We start from the raw sequence: 18,314 nt of genomic DNA on the forward strand, positions 1-18,314 counted from the left end.
TTGCGTTGTTATCCGGTAGCAGATAGCTGTGTGACTTTATTGCATCCCGCGCGTTTGCAGGAAAAGGATGGTGGCCGCAACGCGCGAACGCACGTTGAGCTTACGCAGCAGATTGCGGATATGCACTTTTACCGTTTGTTCGGAAATGTTCAGCGCCGAGGCGATCTGTTTATTCGACAGCCCCTGCGCCAGTTCGTGCAGAACGTCCAGTTCCCGCTCGGTCAGTACGCTAAAGGGATCGTCCTGCTCGCCGAACAGTTCCCGTTCGCGCAGGTATTCGCTTACCCGTTCACTGAAGACCTGACCGCCGTTAGCGCCCTTGCGAATGGCTTCCAGTAAGACTTCCGGATCGCTGTCCTTCAGCAGATAGCCGTCTGCGCCTGCATCGATCAGCGCATACACATCGCTGGCGGAATCCGACACGGTGAGAATAATAATTTGCGCCGTTACGCCGTCCCGACGCAGGGCGTTAAGGGTATCCAGACCGCTCAGACCTTTCATATTCAGATCGAGCAGGATCAAATCCAGGTCGAGACGGTTCGCCAGATCAATCGCCGTTGCGCCATCGCCCGCTTCGGCAACCACGTCAAATGCGGGGTCCAGTTCCAGTAATTGACGAATACCGCGCCGCATAAGGGGGTGGTCGTCTACAACCAGCACCTGAAAAGGCGTTGCTTCAGGCATAGTTATCTCCCGAGATTTTCTTAGCATCATTATTGTTATTAGCGCATAAATCGTCCAGATTCATCGCCTCGAAAAGCAGGGTAATTTTACCCCAATTTACGCATGGGTAAGTAGTAAAACCGTGGGGAAATAAGGTCTGCCTCCCACAGATGCGGGAGGCGAAAGCTCAGGGGTGCAACGAGAGAGTCGTGACGTCGCCTGCAGGAATGGCGGTATAGTACCAATATTCGTCATTGATCTGCGCAGACGCAAAGCCGCTTAACGGCAGGTCTCTCTCTTTTGCGTTCACCGAGATATGCAGCGTGCCGGTTACGGGACGAGAGCTGACCAGCATCACGTCGCCATCGCGATTGTAGTGCGCCACCACCCCTCCAGGTAACGACATCATTTTGCCGGATGCCAGTACGGAGTAATCGAAATGAACTTTTTTCTTTTCGACACTTCCGGCGCCGAAATAGCGGCCATAGATTTGCGGATCGTGGAAGAAACCGAAATGGCCGCCGCTGTTTTGCATTTTGAGGAAATGAAAGTCCGGGACAGTAAAGTCACGCTGGTGGCGGCTCAACTGTGTGTGGATGATATTCACCCGTACCTGATCCTGCTGGTAAACGCGGGTATAAGCCGCATACATCAGCGAGAACGACCAGACGAATACGCCTGCCATGAGTCCCGTGATGGCGTAAACGCCAATCCTGACGCCTTTACTGGTGTAAATAACCAACTCTTTAAGCAGAAAAGAGAGCGCTAGCAGGAAAAACAGGAATGTCGACATCATCACCCGGTCCGGATAAGACGGGGAGGCCACCATAATAAAAGAGGTGCCCAGCCCGACCAGCAGCATCAACACAACCATGGCGAGATTGCCGCTTTTAACGCGCGGGCCGTTGCGTCTGGCGAAATACAGAATCGCCGCCAGCAAAACCAGCACGACGTAGGCGATCCAAACCAGCGCTAAATGGCTGAAGAAACGATCGCTCAGGTGAATGACGAGGCGCTCAATAATCGATTTCTCATACCAGACTTTATGCGCCCCCTGTGCGCGAATAAAATTACCCGGTGAAAAGATCAGAATAGCCGCGCCCGCCAGGGCAGATAAAAAATAGGCGACTTTGTTGCCGTACAGACGCTTGTCCTGCCAGAGATCGTAAATGATGGCCAGCAGCGCCAGGCCAACCACAAACGGCGCAACGCTCTCGTTAGAGCAGCCTGCCAGCACCCCCAGCAGTAGCATGACGACACGCGTGTTTTTTTCCCGCCGCATCTGGATGCGGTACAGGTTCCACAGCCAGGCGGCGACAAACAGATTGGTCCACAGATAATTGGCGCTGCCGACAACCCAGAATACGGTCTGTCCTATATTAGGATTGGCGACCCAGAAAGTCAGAAAAATAAGGGTGAAGGTTACCGCGTCATATTTCTTCCACTTCAGCGTGCCGTCGGGCGTTTTGACAATCAAATAGCAGAACGCGACCACGGCGATCCCGGTCATCATCGAGATAAAAATACGTGATTCCGAGGCCAGCAAAAGCGCGCTGGTGTAGTCAGCGACCAGGCGTCCGCTCCAGGTTAAATAGTGATGCAGATGGGCATCAAATGAGAGGCCAATTAAGGCGTAGCGATAATCATCAGAATGAATTGGGGTATACCATTCAAGGATGAAAACGGCAAAAAAAGCGACAAGAATGATGCTTTTATTCACATACTTAACCATCAGCTATCCTTTCCTGAATTCTGTTCCACAGTGTGTCGTTTTTTGAGCAAGTAACGAGGACGTTGCTTGGTCTCAATGTAAATCCGCCCTATGTATTCCCCCAGTACGCCAATGCCAATCAACTGGACGCCGCCTAAAAACAGGATCGATACAATCAGCGAGGCATAGCCGCGAACCGGATTCCCCCACAGGAGAGTGTCAATAAGCATTCCCGCGCCGTAGGTGAATGAGATAAGCGCAACGGCGAGGCCAATATAGGTCCAGATACGCAGGGGGAACGTCGAGAATGAGGTGATTCCCTCCAGCGCGAGGTTCCAGAGCTTCCAGCCGTTGAATTTGCTTTTTCCGGCACAGCGATTCGCCCGGGCGTAAAGCACCACCTCCGTTTTGCCGCCTACCCAGGATAAAATGCCTTTCATAAACAGGTTACGTTCCGGCATCTGCTTGATGTTTTCCACCACTTCCCGACTCATCAGACGAAAATCGCCAACGTTTTCTTCGATGTGCGGCGTGCTGATTTTATTGTGCAGCGCATAAAACCATGCGGCGGTTTTGCGCTTCAGTCGACCGTCCACCGAGCGGTCTGAACGTTTTGCCAGCACAATGTCCGCACCGTCCTGCCACTTACGGATGAGGTGCGGTATCACTTCTACCGGATCCTGAAGATCGACATCAATAGGGATCACCGCATCGCCCGTCGCGTTATCAAGTCCGGCGAACAGGGCGGGTTCCTTACCGAAATTTCTCGTTAACGACAACGCGACAACCAGCGGGTCGGCAACCGCCAGCGCAGTAATGATCGACTCCGTTGCATCGGTACTGCCATCGTTGATAAAGACAATTTCGACGTCATACGCTTTTAGCGCGTCATATTCGCGCACCGTTTTGTAAAAGATGCCGATGGTCTCTTCTTCGTTGAAAACCGGAACGACCAGCGAGATTTTCATTGAACGTCCTTAAACACAATCAGTCTGGAATAGATAAACCCGCAGATGAGGCTAATTGCTGAGAAAGCGACCAGCGTAACGAGAGGGGGCAGGCCGCACCGTTCGGCCGCCCAGCCGGTCAGGAAACTCAGCAACCCCATAAAACCGACGTAAAGGAAATAGCGCCGTGGCGTAGTGGTTTGCCGGAAGGTAAACCGGGCGTTGGCATAAAAGGAGAAGCTCACCGCGAGGCTGAAGCCAAGAAAATTGGCCAGCGCCTGGTGGATATGAAAGGCGTAAACGCAGACCGCGAAAACCAGCCAGTGGATCAAGGTGTTGATCACGCCTACGGATGTGTACTTAATAAAGTAATGCCACATTATCAAAGAAGTCGGTTATGCAAAGGCGGAAGTGTAACATTATTTTCTACCGCTGCCCGAGTCTGAAATGCCTTTGACCGGCAAAAGTTTGCTGACAAACCGCATTAACCTCCCCTGGCGTACATCTGCGGGTTTTGTCCTGCATCCTGCCTGCGGTTTGTCGAAAACATGATGGCGCGGGACCCACCCTGAAGTCCTGCGGGAATTCTGCCGATAGCGTAAATTTATATCCCGCCTGTTGGTTCCACGCGTTGTGTTTGTCGCGGAGCAGATCTTTTTATTGCGGAAGGCCAAGCGTATTCTCCAGGAATTTTCATTGCCTGTCGCAGGCCGGGCATGATTTTCAGAAAAAGACAGTGCGGACAGCGCATTTATAGTTCATTTCACAACAGGTGAACTGAAAAAAAGATTTTTGACCTGATGTCGGGGCGAATACAGGTGGGTTTGCCTTATTTTCTGTTCGGTTATTCGTTTTATAAATACTTGCTATTCGAATTATTAAAGTTATGCATAAGGAATTATCTTAGATAATCCCTCCCGTCGTCTCTCATTTGCGAAGCAGCACTGCTGCTTTTTTTTTGCTGAAACTCATATTGTTATGAAAAAGCAAATCCTGACCCCCTGTAAATAATGATCTAAGTCAATAAATAACAAAAATTCAAGCATATCTCTGCTATTTAGCTGGTGGGCAGGGATTTCCCCTGTCTTTCATGTGAATTATCGGTCAAAATTTTGTAATGAAGGTGGTTGAGTAGCGATCTCTGTTGTTTTGATTTGGAGGAAAATTCTTAAGTATAGTCTAAATATGGACTTAAGATCTGATTAATTGATCTTGAATGGTGTTTTGTACTAACATGCTTTTGTAAAGAAATGCCGTTTCATTAACAATCATTCCTTAAGGAAAGGGACTACTATGGCTGATTCATTCCAGAATGAAGTGCCGAAGGCACGTATAAATCTCAGGCTGGCGCTGCATACAGGTGGCGCGCAGAAGAAAGTCGAACTGCCGCTGAAACTGCTCACCGTCGGTGATTTCAGTAATGGCAAAGAAACCCGCCCATTATCTGAAAGAGAAAAAATCAACGTCAATAAAAATAACTTCAATAGCGTACTTTCAGAATTTAACCCGGAAGTAAACCTCACTGTCGAGAATACGCTGGCGGGCGATGGCTCTGAAGATAATGTGAAGCTGAGCTTTTCCGATATTAAAGATTTCGAACCGGAACAGGTTGCCCGCCAAATCCCCCAGCTTCGCGCCATGCTGGCAATGCGTAATTTATTACGCGACCTCAAGTCCAATCTTCTTGATAACGCCACTTTCAGAAAAGAACTCGAGAAAATTCTCAAAGACCCGGCGCTGTCTCAGGAATTACGCGACGAAATGAGTGCACTGGCCCCGAAATAACGGCGTGCGTCTTTTAATGGATTAACCGGGAATATGCTGATGTCTGTAAATACTGAAACCGCCTCTGCCCAGGGGCAGACCACCGTACTGGAAAAAGAAGGCGTTTACGCCTCCCTGTTTGAAAAAATCAACCTGACCCCGGCTTCCAGCCTGGGCGACATTAACGCGTTTATGGACGATGCCGCGCTCTCCGACGCGCCGGCGGGCGAGCGCCTGACGGCGGCGATGCAGGTGTTTATGGACTGTATCCGTAAATCCGGTCAGCAGGTGGAGAAACTCGACAAAACCTTAATCGACCACCATATCGCGGAGCTGGATTATCAAATCAGCCGCCAGCTGGACGCGGTGATGCACCATCAGGAATTCCAGAAAGTGGAATCCCTGTGGCGCGGTCTGAAGCAACTGGTGGACAACACCGACTACCGCCAGAACGTGAAAACCGAAATCCTGGACGTCTCCAAAGACGACCTGCGCCAGGACTTTGAGGACGCGCCGGAGCTTATTCAGAGCGGCCTCTACTGGCACACTTACACCGCCGAATACGACACCCCGGGCGGTGAGCCGATTGGCTCGGTCATTTCTGCTTACGAATTTGACGCCAGCCCGCAGGACGTGGCGCTGTTGCGTAATATCTCGAAAGTCTCCGCCGCCGCGCATATGCCCTTTATCGGCGCCGTCGGCCCGACATTCTTCCTGAAAGAGACGATGGAGGAGGTGGCGGCCATTAAGGATATCGGCAACTACTTCGACCGCGCCGAGTACATCAAGTGGAAATCGTTCCGCGACACCGACGACTCGCGCTATATCGGGCTGGTGATGCCGCGCGTGCTGGGCCGTCTGCCATACGGCCCGGACACTGTGCCGGTACGCAGTTTCAACTACGTGGAGCAGGTTAAAGGTCCGGATCACGAGAAATACCTGTGGACCAGCGCGTCATTTGCCTTCGCGTCCAACATGGTGAAAAGCTTCATTAACAACGGCTGGTGCGTGCAAATTCGCGGTCCGCAGGCGGGCGGAGCGGTGAAAGATCTGCCCATTCATCTGTATGACCTCGGCACCGGCAACCAGGTGAAAATCCCGTCGGAAGTGATGATTCCGGAAACCCGCGAGTTTGAGTTCGCGAATCTCGGCTTTATCCCGCTGTCGTACTACAAAAACCGCGACTACGCCTGCTTCTTCTCAGCGAACTCGGCGCAGAAACCGGCGCTGTATGACACCGCCGATGCGACGGCCAACAGCCGCATCAACGCGCGCCTGCCGTATATCTTCCTGCTGTCGCGCATTGCCCACTACCTGAAGCTGATTCAGCGTGAAAACATCGGTACGACGAAAGACCGCCGTCTGCTGGAGCTGGAACTCAACACCTGGGTTCGCGGCCTGGTCACTGAAATGACCGATCCGGGCGACGAGCTGCAGGCATCTCATCCGCTGCGCGATGCGAAGGTGGTGGTGGAAGATATCGAGGACAACCCGGGCTTCTTCCGCGTGAGGCTGTATGCGGTGCCGCACTTCCAGGTGGAAGGCATGGACGTGAACCTGTCTCTGGTTTCGCAGATGCCGAAAGCGAAAGCGTAAGGCGGGAACAGGGATGAAAATTTATCGTCCGTTATGGAGTGACGGGGCGTTTCTGGCCCCGCAACAGTTCCAGCAGCAGGCCCGCTGGGATGCGCATGTTGCAGATACTGTCGCACGAATGGCGCTGGCGCATCCCTGGGGGGTGCTGAGTGCTGAGTTTGACGACAGCGCGCTCACACTTTCCCGGCTTAATGCCACCCGGCTGGCGGTGCGCTTTGCGGACGGGACGCTGATAGACACGGATCTGGCGGATAACCTGCCGCCGGTCTGCGATGTCTCCTCCGTGAGGCAGGAGAGTGTGGAGGTGCTGCTGTGCCTGCCCTTGCTCAGCGCGAACGGCGGTAACCTGGATGACGGGCGCGACAGTGCCCGGCCCCGCCGCTGGCTGTCTGAACGGGTGACGGTGCAGGAGCTTGCCGGCCATGAGCGCAGCGATCTGGCTGTACTGCGTCATTCGCTGACGCTGCGCCTGTCCACCCAGGAGAACAGCGCGTACCTGACCTGCCCGGTGGCGAGGCTTATCCGTAACGCACAGGGACAGTGGGTTCGCGATGCCGGTTTTATCCCGCCGCTGCTGTCGCTGGACGCCAGTCCAGTACTGACCGGCGAACTCAGGGAGCTTCTGCACCGCCTGTCGGCGCGGCGTAAGCGCCTGATGGCGATGCGACGCGAAAGCAATGAGCGGATGGCCGACTTTGCGGTGGCGGACGTATCGCTGTTCTGGCTGCTCAATGCCCTGAGCAGCGCCGGACCCGTGCTGGCGGAACTGCACCAGACACCGTCACGTCATCCCGAGCTGCTGTACCGTGAGCTGGCAAGGCTTGCCGGCAGCCTGCTGACGTTTTCCCTTGATCACGACGTCGACGATATTCCCGCTTACCGGCATGACATGCCGGAACAGGTTTTTCCGCCGCTGTTTAGCCTGCTGGACCAGCTTCTGGAGGCCAGCCTGCCGTCGCGGGTGATCGCCATTGCCCTGGAGCAGGGCGAGGACCGGGAGATCTGGCGTGGCAGGCTGCACGATGCGCGCCTGCGGGAAGGGGCGGATTTCTATCTCTCCGTGCGTTCCTCCATGCCAAATCATGAACTGCAGACCCGCTTCCCGCAGCTGTGTAAAGCCGGCAGTCATGATGATGTCTCTGAAGTGGTGAACATTGCCCTGAGCGGGATGGTGATTAAACCGCTGAGCCATGTCCCTGCGGCTATCCCGCTGCGTCTGGAAAACCAGTATTTTGCGCTGGATCTGTCCACTGATGCCGCCCGTGCGATGCTGGAGGCCGGCAACTGTACCTTCTATACGCCGCAGTCGCTGGGCGAAGTGAAACTTGAACTGTTTGCGGTGCTGCGCTCATGAACACGTCTGATACTGACCTGATAAATAAAATTTTCTATCCGGGCTGGCTGATGGTCAGCCAGTTACGCAGCGGCCAGGAAATCAGGGAGGGGGATGCCCTCTACCGCCGCGCCTGCCGCTGGGTGAGTGACGCCCGCGAATCGCTGACGCAGGCGGGGTACAGTGAAACGAGCTGTGAGCGGATGTTATATGCGTACTGTGCGCTGCTGGATGAGAGCGTACTTAACCGTGATAAACAGGATGACGGCTGGCGCAAATGGCGCAAGGACCCGCTCCAGGCGCGTTTTTTCAGCACACTGAATGCCGGTGAGGAGTTGTGGGAACGTATTCGTACCATTCTGCGCGAACCCGCGCCGGATGTGGCGGTGCTGACCTGTCTTTACCGGACCCTGCAACTGGGTTTTGTCGGCCAGTATCGCGCGCAGGATGATGAACGGCGCGAGGATGTGGTGCGTGCGCTCAGCGAGCGGGTGCCACCGTTTACCCTGACGCAGGATTCGCCTGTGGTGGTCAGGGCACCCGGTCTGCGCAGCGGACGCCGGATGTACTGGCTGGGCTGGGCGGCAGGTGTTGTGGTGCTGGCGGCGCTGTGGTTCACCTTCTCCTCTGTACTGGCGCAGATGGTATCGCAGATAGCAGGACGGGGATAAGGAATGCGTGAATTTCCCCGTGTGATGCTGACCGCGCTTGCCGCTGTGCTGGCGCTGTGGCTGGTGCTGGGGTACTGGCCGCTTTCCGGTGGAAGCCGGTTTGCGCTCTGCCTGTGCATTTCACTGATTTGCGGTGCGGTGCTGTGGAGGCAATGGCGACGGTTTCAGTGCGGCAGGAAAGTCAGTGAACAGCCTGACGAAAGCTGTCTGCCGCCGGAAGGGTTTCAGGGCGCGGTGGTGCTGGTCTGTGGCGACACCGAATCCCTGTTTCCTGCGGGGGCGGCATATCGTGAAACGGGTCCGGGATGGTATCTGCGGGCAGAGAATGCTGAGCAGTTGCCGTTACAGGCGCAACTGCTGGCAAACGCCCGACCGGCGCTGGTGCCGCAGGTTTCTGTACTACTGGCGGTAATGCCGGAACAGCATCATTCTGCGGAGGTGCTGGCTCAGTCTCTGCGCGGTTGGCGCTGGAGTATTGCGCAGTGCCGGACCTGGCTGAATGGCCTGCCTCCGGTCTGGTGCGCGGTGTGGGTAACGCCGCCGGACAGTGAACGCCAGGAAGAGGTCCGCTGGTTTACTGTCACGCCTGACCTGCCGGGTATCCGGGTCTGCCAGAGCCGTCATGTCGCGCTGCCGGTTGATGACTGGCAGCGGGAGGCCGGAAGCAACGCCTCGCGCCTCTGTCATGCGCTCTGGCTGGACAGCGTACTGGCTCTGACGGAGCGGCAGATTACCGGGCCGTTGAATACCCGGCAGGGAGAACTGGCCGCCCTGAAACTCTGCGCCAGCGGCATCTGCCTGGCGCCGGTTATGGGCGTGGCGGATAATCTCTGGCAGCAGCAGGTCGCTGCTGTTACCACGCTTTCTCCGGCGAGCCCGCAAGCGCCGGAGATGCCACCCCTTCCGGATGTTCTGCTTGCGCACTTGCCGCGCCGCCAGGGCATCAGCCGCCGGATGCAGGATATCCGCCTGGCGGGCGGCGTCTGTTTTCTGTTCCTTGCGCTGGCGATGCTGGCGTCCTTTATCAATAACCAGCGCCTGGTCCGCAGCGTCGGCGACCACCTTGCGGTCTATCACCGTCTCAGTGGCACGCCGCCGGCGCCGAAGCAGCAGGCGCAGCAGCGTCTGCGTGCCGACAGCCGAAGGCTTGATGACTGGCAGCGACGCGGCGAACCGCTGCGCTACGGTCTCGGGTTGTACCAGGGGATGCGGCTGATACCGCCCGTGGAAGCGGCCATTAATAGCTGGACGCCGCCGCCTCCGCCTCCTCCGGTAATAAAGAAAATCGTGCAGGGGCCGCAGACGGTGCGCCTCGACAGCATGTCGCTGTTCGACACCGGCAAATGGGCGCTGAAACCCGGCTCGACAAAGCTGCTGGTGAACTCGCTGGTGGGGATTAAGGCGAAGCCGGGCTGGCTGATTGTGGTGGCGGGCCATACCGACAGCACGGGGGATGACAAATCCAACCAGGCGCTGTCGCTTAAGCGTGCGGAATCAGTGCGCGACTGGATGCGCGACACCGGCGACGTGCCGGAGAGCTGTTTTGCGGTGCAGGGCTACGGCGAAAGCCGTCCTGTCGCCACCAACGACACGGCGGAAGGCCGGGCGCTGAACCGTCGTGTCGAGATCAGTCTGGTGCCGCAGGCTGATGCCTGTCGTCTGCCAGGCATAAAACCCGCGTCACAGGATGAACGTGACGTTTTAACTCAAGAAATGGAGAAGTAAACATGGCAATTCCAGTTTATCTGTGGCTGAAAGACGATGGCGGCGCGGACATTAAAGGTTCCGTGGACGTGAAGGACCGCGAGGGAAGCATCGAAGTTGTTGCGCAGGAGCATAACCTGTACATCCCGACCGACAACAACACCGGCAAGCTGACCGGCACGCGTATCCACACGCCGTTTCTGTTCACCAAGGAAATCGACTCTTCCAGCCCGTACTTGTACAAGGCGGTGACCACCGGCCAGACCCTGAAGTCTGCTGAATTTAAGTGGTACAAAATCAACGACGCCGGCCAGGAAGTGGAGTACTTCAACACGAAGCTTGAAAACGTGAAGCTGGTGAAGGTCAATCCGAAGATGCACGACATCAAGGACCCGGCTTTCGAGAAGCATAACCACCTTGAGCAGATTGAGCTGCGCTACGAAAAAATCACCTGGACTTACAAGGACGGCAACATCATTCATTCCGACTCCTGGAACGAACGTACCACCGCGTAAATCCTGTGCGGGCAGTTCTGCTGTCCGCCGTTTTTGCTGAGCGCCTGAGAACGGGCGTTGAGCAAAAAAACAATCTGCCTGCCTGACCTGATGCGCTTTGGGTTCCTGAACCACAGGAAAAGCGACGGGCGGTAGCGTGCCCGGAAGCCAACAAGAGAGAGAAAAATGGAAAATCCCGCCATCCTGTTACGCCGTCTGAATCCTTACTGCGCCCGCGCGATGGAAGGCGCCGCCTCCCTGTGCCAGACCCGGGCCCATGCGGAAATTCTGCCCGAGCACTGGCTGCTGAAACTGCTGGAGCAGGGCGAGGGCGACCTGACGGTGCTGGCGCGGCGCTACGAATGGGATATGGACGCCATCTGGCAGGATTTGCTGGCATTTCTCGACACGCTGCCCCGCTCGGTGCGCAGCCGCCCGCAGTTATCGGACAGCATTCAGACCCTGATGCAGGACGCCTGGCTGCGCGCCTCACTGGCGGGGGAAGCGCATATCCGCAGTATTCACCTGCTGATGGTTATGGTGGAGAAACCAACGCTGGTGCGCTGCGACGGCCTGTGGCCGCTGTTAACGCTGGCGCAGAGCCAGCTTGAGCGTCTGCGTCCGCTGCTTGATGCGCAGTCGGACGAGCGCCCGGAGGTGCAGCAGGACGAGGAACTGACGCACGGCGGGGAGGTGGCGTTCGTCGGCCGTCCGGTGAATGCGGAGGTTAAAGAAGGCGAACTGAACCCGGCGTTACAGAACGCGCTGGACAAATTCACCCTTGACGTCACCGCCCGTGCCCGGGAGGGTAACATCGACCCGGTGTTTGGCCGCGACAACGAAATCCGCCAGATGGTGGATATTCTTTCAAGACGCCGCAAGAACAACCCGATACTGGTGGGTGAGCCGGGTGTCGGCAAAACCGCGCTGGTCGAGGGACTGGCGCTGCGAATCGCCGAAGGCAACGTCCCGGACGCGCTGAAATCGGTCTCTGTGCGCACTCTTGACCTTGGCCTGCTGCAGGCGGGCGCGGGCGTGAAGGGCGAATTCGAGCAGCGGCTGAAAAACATCATCGACGCGGTGCAGCAGTCGCCACTGCCGGTGCTGCTGTTTATCGATGAGGCGCATACCATTATCGGCGCGGGTAATCAGGCGGGCGGCGCGGATGCGGCAAACCTGCTGAAACCGGCGCTGGCGCGTGGCGAACTCAGAACCATCGCCGCCACCACCTGGAGCGAGTACAAACAGTACTTCGAGCGCGACGCCGCGCTGGAGCGCCGCTTCCAGATGGTCAAAGTGGATGAGCCGGACGACGACACCGCCTGCCTGATGCTGCGCGGACTCAAATCCCGCTACGCACAGCACCACGGGGTGCACATTACCGATGAAGCGGTGAAAGCCGCCGTCACGCTTTCACGACGCTATCTCACCGGCCGCCAGTTGCCGGATAAAGCCGTGGACCTGCTGGATACCGCCTCCGCCCGTGTCCGTATGAGCCTCGACACCGTGCCGGAGCCGCTGACCCGGCTGAAGGCGCAGATGACGGCCCTTGAAATGGAAAAGCAGGCGCTGCTGGAAGATATCGCGGTCGGCAGTCAGACGCACGGCGAACGTCTGGCCGTTATTGAACAGGACGAAATCCGCATCATCCTGGAACTCGACGCGCTGGAAACCCAGTACGGCCAGGAGCTGAAACTGACGGAAGAACTGCTGGCCTGCCGCAGCGATATCTCCCGCCAGGCGGAAATTGCTGATTTGCAAAACCAGCTTACCGCCGTGCAGCGGACTAACCCGCTGCTGGGGCTGGACGTGGACACTCGCACCGTCGCCACGGTAATTGCCGACTGGACCGGTGTGCCGCTCTCCTCATTAATGAAGGATGAGCAGACGGAATTACTGAGTCTTGAGCACAACCTGTCAAAACGCGTTGTTGGTCAGGACGCGGCGCTGAACGCCATTGCACAGCGCCTCCGGGCCTCCAAAACCGGCCTGACGCCGGAGAACGGCCCGCAGGGCGTGTTTTTACTGGTGGGGCCGAGCGGCACCGGCAAGACCGAAACCGCGCTCACACTGGCGGACGCGCTGTTCGGCGGGGAAAAATCGCTTATCACCATCAACCTCTCCGAGTACCAGGAGCCGCACACCGTTTCCCAGCTCAAAGGCTCCCCGCCGGGCTACGTCGGCTACGGCCAGGGCGGCATCCTCACTGAAGCCGTCAGAAAGCGCCCGTACAGCGTGGTGCTGCTCGACGAAGTGGAGAAGGCGCACCGGGACGTGATGAACCTGTTCTACCAGGTGTTTGACCGTGGCTTTATGCGGGACGGGGAAGGGCGTGAAATTGATTTCCGCAATACCGTGATTCTGATGACCTCAAATCTCGGCAGCGACCCCATCATGCAGATGCTGGAGGAACAGCCGGACGCCACAGAGTCTGACCTGCATGAACTGCTGCGCCCGCTGCTGCGCGACCACTTCCAGCCCGCATTGCTGGCGCGCTTCCAGACAGTGATTTATCGCCCGCTCACACAGACGGCGATGCGCACGATTGTGGAGATGAAGCTGAATCAGGTGAGTAAACGTCTCAACCGTCACTACGGAATGAAAACCACCATCGATGAATCCCTGTACGACGCGCTGACGGCCGCCTGCCTGCTGCCGGATACCGGCGCCCGTAACGTGGACAGCCTGCTGAACCAGCAGATCCTGCCGGTCCTGAGTCAGCAGTTGCTTAGCCATATGGCGGCGGGGGTGAAGCCACACGCTCTGACGCTGGGCTGGGATGAGAACGAGAGTATTGAGATCGTGTTTGAGGATTGATCGAGACAGATGATATGGATACGGTTGAAGAACTGAACGGGACCTACTTTTTTGATGGTATGAATAACCTGACCGCCTGGGAGCTACTTTTCTGGGTTCTGGTTGATGAAACAGAAAAACAGCTGGGCATACAGGATATTGCAGGCATCGCTGCGTTAATCCTGGGTAATAATATTATTGAAATTCCCGGTAAACCGGAAACGGCAACCAGAGGAACTTCGCCGGCCTCAATATTTTTTCGCAAACATATTAGTTATAAATTCCGCAAAAGGGTTTTACCGACGCTGACGAAAAAATCATTTTCACTAAAGGGAATAAAGATTTTCTGGGTTAATAATCTTGGCGCTTTCGTCGGCAGAGCCGTGCCCGTGCTGGGATGGGTGATTCTGGCGCACGACGTCTCGGTTATCAGCTACCGGACCGTCACCCGGTATAATACTGTCGCCCGTGAAGAGGATAAAATCTGGTGAGAGAGACAATCGATGACAAAGTCAGGGCGTTTATCCTGGCCGAATTACCGCGGGTGACAACTCTCTTTCTGAAGCCAGTGCCTGTGGAGGATGATGCCGCATTGCAGGAGCTTCATGAGGCTGATGATGTGGCTGAAATGGCCGAAAAATATTTCCGGCATTTCCAGGTCCGGGCGGATGATTTCTCTGTTGATGATTATTATCCCTGGCGGACGAAGTCAGTATTTTCCTGCAAAACGGTCACGCAAAAGAAATCGCCTCTGACAATCCGCATGTTTATTGAATCTGCCAGGGCAGGACGCTGGTTATATAAATAATTTCAGACTGCCCGTTGCGGCGCAGTCAGGTAAAACAGATTATCACCACGGAGTCATTATTATGAGTCTGACGGATACGTTGCAGAATACCCTTTCCGGTTTGATGAATACTACCCTGAATCGCTATCAGCTTGACATTCCCTCCTGCACCTCGCCGCTGGATGTTGAAGATTTTTGCGGGACAGAAACGCTGAGCCAGCTCTACCGCTATGACATCAGTTTCACCAGTACGGACAGGAACGTGGAGGCCAGCCAGTTACTGAGTAAACCGGCGACGCTGACGATGGGCGGCGGCATATTACAGAGCCTGACTGAACATAAGCGGGTACATGGCGTGGTCACGCATTTTGAGCGAATCAGCAGTTCTGCTGACCAGACAGAATACATGATAACCCTCGAACCCTTCCTCTCTTTACTGGATAAACAGTTCCGCACCCACCGTTTCTTCGTTGATAAATCGGTGCCGGAGGTGGTGGAGCAGGTTTTACAGGAACACGGTCTGCACGGCTGGGAATATGAATTTAACCTTAAACAGAGTTACCCGAAGCGTGAGCAGATAAACCAGTATCAGGAGAGCGACCTGGTGTTTATCCGGCGCCTGCTGGCGGAGGTGGGAATATTTTATTTTTTCTCCTTACAGGAAGATGCGCAGAGCGAAGTGGTACATTTTGCCGATGCGCAGTCCGCGCTGATGTTTGGCAAAACGCTTCCGGTGAACAGCCCGTCCGGGATGAGCGACAGCGGAGCCGACTCGGTATGGGGGCTGAATGTGACGCACAACGTGGTGGAGGCGAGTGTCACCGCCCGGGATTACAACCACCGCGACGCTCAGAGCGTCTTGCAGTCTGCGCCTGCAGATATGACCCGGGGAGACGGCGAAGGGGTAACCTATGGTGATGTGTATCACTATCAGCTTCGTCATCTGGCGCGCGGCGACAAAATCGACCCGACAGCTGAAACCGCCAACTTCTACGCCCGTCTCGACCACGAGCGTTTTTTGGCCAACCGGACGCTGATAACCGGCAGCAGTACCGCGGCATGGCTTGCGCCCGCTCAGGTGTTGACCCTCACCGATGGCCTGCCGCCGTCCCTGCCTGCGCCATTGCAGGAGCCGGTATTAATCACCGGCACCGGATTTACCGCCAGCCGCAGGGAGGCGCTGCGGGTGACCCTGCTGGCGGTGCCTTACAGCGAAACGGTGTGCTGGCGTCCACCGCTGCTGCCGCGCCCGAAAGTCACCGGGACGATGACCGCCCGCGTCACCAGCGCCAAAGCCAATGATATCTATGCGTGGCAGGATGCGTCCGGCTTGTACCGGGTGAAATTTGACGCCGACCGTGACGGGAAGAGCCTGGGCCAGGAGAGCATGCCGGTGCGCCTCGCCAAACCCTACGGCGGCGACGTGTACGGCTTTCACTTCCCACTGATCCAGGGAACGGAAGTGGCGATAGCGTTCCATGAAGGCGACCCTGACCGCCCCTATATCGCCCATGCGCTGCACGACTCGCGGCATGTTGACCATGTGACGGAGAAGAACAGCACCCGCAATGTGATCCGCACGCCGACGAACAACAAGCTGCGGATGGAGGACAAGCGCGGCGAGGAGCATATCAAGCTCAGTACGGAGTACGGGGGGAAGACGCAGCTGAATTTAGGCCACAATGTGGATGATGATAGGCTGCTGCGGGGCGAAGGTGCGGAACTGCGAACGGATGACTGGGTGAGTATCCGGGGTGGTAAAGGAGTATTCATTTCGGCAGATGCGCAACAAGCTGCACAGGGGCGCATGATGGATATGGAAGAGGCAATACAACAGCTTAAAAACGCGCTATCGCTGGCAAAAAGCTTAAGCAAAATAGTTCAAAAAGCTGAAGCAACACGAGGTGATTTAGGTTCTCAGGAAGAACTTAATAATGCGCTGGAAGATTTGAAACAAGCAGGGATTTTGGCTCATGCTCCTAATGGCATTGGTATTGTTAGCCCTAAATCGGTGCGTATGGCCTCAGGCGGTGCAAGTGTTGGTCTGATGTCAGATAAAAACACAGATATTAGTGCCGGAGAATCAATTACGCTTGCTGCTGTCAAAAAAGTAAGTGTATTTTCCCAAAGCGAAGGGATGCAATTATTTGCCGGACGAGGGAAAATGGATATACAGGCACAGAATGATGCTTTGAATCTACAGGCCCAAAAAGATATTACAATAAGCAGTTCCGAAGGGAAAGTCACAGTAAGCGCCAGCCAGGAGTTGCTTCTGACCTGTGGCGGCGCTTATATCAAACTTAGTGGTGGTAATATTGAATTGGGAGCCCCGGGAAATATTTTTTTGAAAGCCGCAAATGTTCAGAAAATGGGGGCGAATAGTGTGAGTACGCCACCTAAGGAATTCCCGAAAGGATATAGCGGGGGATTTACATTAAGAGAACCTGAGAGCGGAGAAATTCAACCGTTTACTTTCTTCAAGATAACAACTGGTGAAGGTGAGATCTATGAGGGGGTTTCTGATGAGAAGGGAAAAACGATGCCCATATTTACAGCGATGCCGTCGGCTTTGAAAATTGAATTCCCAGATGAAAAGAAAGTGACTGCGTTACACTGGACTTATGGTGAAAATGAGGTACCTGTCAGTGGATTGTCGAGACATTATACTGATTTGAATTTACATGCAGAGACGGAAAACTATCAGCCAGGTGAGTTTGTTGATATCAATATAGATAAGGGGGACGGGATTATAAAGAGTTATCAGATTCAAGTTAAAGCGGATGGTGTCGCTGTTGCCAAAAATATCTTTAAGGATGAAATGATTAATTTTGATGAGGAGGTATAGTTAGTGGCAACTATTAGTGCAAGCGTCGGACAAACAATGACTTCTTTAATTGTTACAAGACCTGCATGGTCTTATGTATATACTGGATACCCTAAAACAACTGGCGGTGTAGACGTTGAGGGGGATTTGTCGGCAGAGACTGTATTCACTGATGTTTTTGGTGTTGGATATGATACGACTATTTATTCTAATGCTTGTGGAACTCGAGTATCATTGGCATTGCTTGCTGGAGGAATGAAACGAGTTGGTATTCGGAATATTATGGTATCCGTTAAAACACATCCATGTTATGGAAAATACATTGAACCTGGGGCTGCTAAGCTAAGAGATTTTCTTGAAAACAAATGGGGTTCACCTGAAAATATAATTAAATCTCCTGTGACGTTCAATAAGGTCAAAATTGAATTAAATGGCAAAAAAGGTATCTATATTATGATACCAAAATCCCCGCGAGTTTTCGGTGCGTCTGGGCATGCTACATTATGGACGGGTAAACGGGTTATTGGTGATAACCATTATATTAGCGAGAATACTTTTGCAGTCTATTTTTGGGAGTTGAAATAATGAAAAAATTTTTCTTCATACTTAGTATGTTGATTCCAATACTAAATGCTTGCGCGAGTGAAAAAGCAATAATTGTTTCTGAAAAAATCTTGAATAATTACAAGGTATACTCACTTGCTCGATGTATCTCTAATAATTATATAGAAATGGGAGTGAGCTTTAATAAACTACCATTAAAAGATTATACAACAGGTTTTATTGATATAGAGGAAGGCTTTGCTTTTAGTGTTAATAAAGGTAACACGTTGGATTTATTTATTAGAAATAAAACAGGAAAATTTTATCAACCTAAACAAAAGAGTGGGGACCTGGCATCTGTTAATTTGGTTATTTATGATTGTGTGGATTTCTATAAATCGAAAGAACTGCAGGACTTTTTGATAGGGTTAATTCAAAAGTCTGAAACTAACTCAGACACTCCCTGACAAGGAAGCAGTTA

Annotated in this window: 16 protein-coding genes; 12 read left to right on the forward strand and 4 right to left on the reverse strand. The window is 54.4% G+C overall.

Annotated elements, in window-relative coordinates; all coding sequences use genetic code 11:
• Nucleotides 1-36: 36 nt before the first annotated feature.
• From narP to HVX72_RS07285, 4 genes are all read right to left on the reverse strand, one after another.
• Entirely contained in the window at nt 37-684 is a 648-nt protein-coding gene (narP, locus tag HVX72_RS07270; RefSeq protein WP_042290506.1) for a nitrate/nitrite response regulator protein NarP, read from the reverse strand.
• Nucleotides 685-850: 166 nt separating this feature from the next.
• Nucleotides 851-2,395, reverse strand: a complete 1,545-nt coding sequence (locus tag HVX72_RS07275) for a DUF6056 family protein (RefSeq protein WP_181822866.1) — start codon at nt 2,393-2,395, stop codon at nt 851-853.
• Nucleotides 2,395-3,342, reverse strand: a complete 948-nt coding sequence (locus HVX72_RS07280; RefSeq protein ID WP_181822867.1) for a glycosyltransferase family 2 protein — start codon at nt 3,340-3,342, stop codon at nt 2,395-2,397. Before HVX72_RS07280 ends, HVX72_RS07275 begins: the two co-directional genes overlap by 1 nt.
• The gene (locus HVX72_RS07285) at nt 3,339-3,701 is read right to left on the reverse strand and encodes a GtrA family protein (RefSeq protein ID WP_181822868.1); all 363 of its coding nucleotides are present in this window, start codon (nt 3,699-3,701) and stop codon (nt 3,339-3,341) included. Before HVX72_RS07285 ends, HVX72_RS07280 begins: the two co-directional genes overlap by 4 nt.
• 913 nt (nt 3,702-4,614) lie before the next feature.
• Between HVX72_RS07285 and tssB the strand changes: the two genes are divergently transcribed.
• The 12 genes from tssB (at nt 4,615) to HVX72_RS07345 (ending at nt 18,300) form a co-directional block, all read left to right on the forward strand.
• Nucleotides 4,615-5,106, forward strand: coding sequence for a type VI secretion system contractile sheath small subunit (tssB, locus tag HVX72_RS07290; protein ID WP_042290496.1), 492 nt, complete (start codon nt 4,615-4,617; stop codon nt 5,104-5,106).
• A 39-nt stretch (nt 5,107-5,145) separates the two neighbouring features.
• Nucleotides 5,146-6,681, forward strand: coding sequence for a type VI secretion system contractile sheath large subunit (gene tssC / locus HVX72_RS07295; protein ID WP_042290941.1), 1,536 nt, complete (start codon nt 5,146-5,148; stop codon nt 6,679-6,681).
• Between the two features lie 13 nt (nt 6,682-6,694).
• A complete protein-coding gene (tssK, locus tag HVX72_RS07300; protein ID WP_060570151.1) occupies nt 6,695-8,035 on the forward strand; it encodes a type VI secretion system baseplate subunit TssK in 1,341 nt (446 codons plus the stop codon).
• Nucleotides 8,032-8,685, forward strand: coding sequence for a type VI secretion system protein TssL, short form (gene tssL, locus HVX72_RS07305; RefSeq protein ID WP_181822869.1), 654 nt, complete (start codon nt 8,032-8,034; stop codon nt 8,683-8,685). Before tssK ends, tssL begins: the two co-directional genes overlap by 4 nt.
• Before the next feature lie 3 nt (nt 8,686-8,688).
• On the forward strand, nt 8,689-10,410 hold the full coding sequence (locus tag HVX72_RS07310; RefSeq protein WP_181822870.1) for an OmpA family protein: 1,722 nt from the start codon (nt 8,689-8,691) through the stop codon (nt 10,408-10,410).
• Nucleotides 10,411-10,412: 2 nt separating this feature from the next.
• Nucleotides 10,413-10,904, forward strand: a complete 492-nt coding sequence (gene hcp / locus HVX72_RS07315) for a type VI secretion system effector Hcp (RefSeq protein WP_029883904.1) — start codon at nt 10,413-10,415, stop codon at nt 10,902-10,904.
• 165 nt (nt 10,905-11,069) lie between these two features.
• Nucleotides 11,070-13,700, forward strand: a complete 2,631-nt coding sequence (gene tssH, locus HVX72_RS07320) for a type VI secretion system ATPase TssH (protein ID WP_181822871.1) — start codon at nt 11,070-11,072, stop codon at nt 13,698-13,700.
• 14 nt (nt 13,701-13,714) lie between these two features.
• A complete protein-coding gene (locus HVX72_RS07325) occupies nt 13,715-14,170 on the forward strand; it encodes an STM2901 family protein (RefSeq protein WP_181822872.1) in 456 nt (151 codons plus the stop codon).
• 53 nt (nt 14,171-14,223) lie between these two features.
• Nucleotides 14,224-14,487 carry a DUF1493 family protein gene (locus HVX72_RS07330; RefSeq protein ID WP_346010441.1) on the forward strand — a complete coding sequence of 88 codons (264 nt, stop codon included), beginning with the start codon at nt 14,224-14,226 and terminating at the stop codon, nt 14,485-14,487.
• Nucleotides 14,488-14,548: 61 nt separating this feature from the next.
• Entirely contained in the window at nt 14,549-17,311 is a 2,763-nt protein-coding gene (gene vgrG, locus HVX72_RS07335) for a type VI secretion system Vgr family protein (RefSeq protein ID WP_181822874.1), read from the forward strand.
• A gap of 3 nt (nt 17,312-17,314) precedes the next feature.
• On the forward strand, nt 17,315-17,875 hold the full coding sequence (locus HVX72_RS07340) for a T6SS effector amidase Tae4 family protein (RefSeq protein ID WP_181822875.1): 561 nt from the start codon (nt 17,315-17,317) through the stop codon (nt 17,873-17,875).
• Entirely contained in the window at nt 17,875-18,300 is a 426-nt protein-coding gene (locus tag HVX72_RS07345; RefSeq protein WP_233459343.1) for a hypothetical protein, read from the forward strand. Before HVX72_RS07340 ends, HVX72_RS07345 begins: the two co-directional genes overlap by 1 nt.
• The last annotated feature ends 14 nt before the right edge of the window (nt 18,301-18,314 follow it).

The organism is Citrobacter sp. RHB21-C05 (assembly GCF_013889015.1).
In the GTDB taxonomy this organism is placed as follows: Bacteria; Pseudomonadota; Gammaproteobacteria; order Enterobacterales; family Enterobacteriaceae; genus Citrobacter_A; species Citrobacter_A sedlakii.

What these genes read in the sequence shown, in the direction of transcription:
- tssK (WP_060570151.1), top strand. Translation starts at nt 6,695, where the DNA reads ATGAAAATTTATCGTCCGTTATGGAGTGACGGGGCGTTTCTGGCCCCG.
- HVX72_RS07310 (WP_181822870.1), top strand. Translation starts at nt 8,689, where the DNA reads ATGCGTGAATTTCCCCGTGTGATGCTGACCGCGCTTGCCGCTGTGCTG.
- HVX72_RS07280 (WP_181822867.1), bottom strand. Translation starts at nt 3,342, where the DNA reads ATGAAAATCTCGCTGGTCGTTCCGGTTTTCAACGAAGAAGAGACCATC.
- narP (WP_042290506.1), bottom strand. Translation starts at nt 684, where the DNA reads ATGCCTGAAGCAACGCCTTTTCAGGTGCTGGTTGTAGACGACCACCCC.
- tssB (WP_042290496.1), top strand. Translation starts at nt 4,615, where the DNA reads ATGGCTGATTCATTCCAGAATGAAGTGCCGAAGGCACGTATAAATCTC.
- tssH (WP_181822871.1), top strand. Translation starts at nt 11,070, where the DNA reads ATGGAAAATCCCGCCATCCTGTTACGCCGTCTGAATCCTTACTGCGCC.
- hcp (WP_029883904.1), top strand. Translation starts at nt 10,413, where the DNA reads ATGGCAATTCCAGTTTATCTGTGGCTGAAAGACGATGGCGGCGCGGAC.
- HVX72_RS07345 (WP_233459343.1), top strand. Translation starts at nt 17,875, where the DNA reads ATGAAAAAATTTTTCTTCATACTTAGTATGTTGATTCCAATACTAAAT.
- HVX72_RS07275 (WP_181822866.1), bottom strand. Translation starts at nt 2,395, where the DNA reads ATGGTTAAGTATGTGAATAAAAGCATCATTCTTGTCGCTTTTTTTGCC.
- HVX72_RS07325 (WP_181822872.1), top strand. Translation starts at nt 13,715, where the DNA reads ATGGATACGGTTGAAGAACTGAACGGGACCTACTTTTTTGATGGTATG.
- HVX72_RS07285 (WP_181822868.1), bottom strand. Translation starts at nt 3,701, where the DNA reads ATGTGGCATTACTTTATTAAGTACACATCCGTAGGCGTGATCAACACC.
- vgrG (WP_181822874.1), top strand. Translation starts at nt 14,549, where the DNA reads ATGAGTCTGACGGATACGTTGCAGAATACCCTTTCCGGTTTGATGAAT.
- tssL (WP_181822869.1), top strand. Translation starts at nt 8,032, where the DNA reads ATGAACACGTCTGATACTGACCTGATAAATAAAATTTTCTATCCGGGC.
- tssC (WP_042290941.1), top strand. Translation starts at nt 5,146, where the DNA reads ATGTCTGTAAATACTGAAACCGCCTCTGCCCAGGGGCAGACCACCGTA.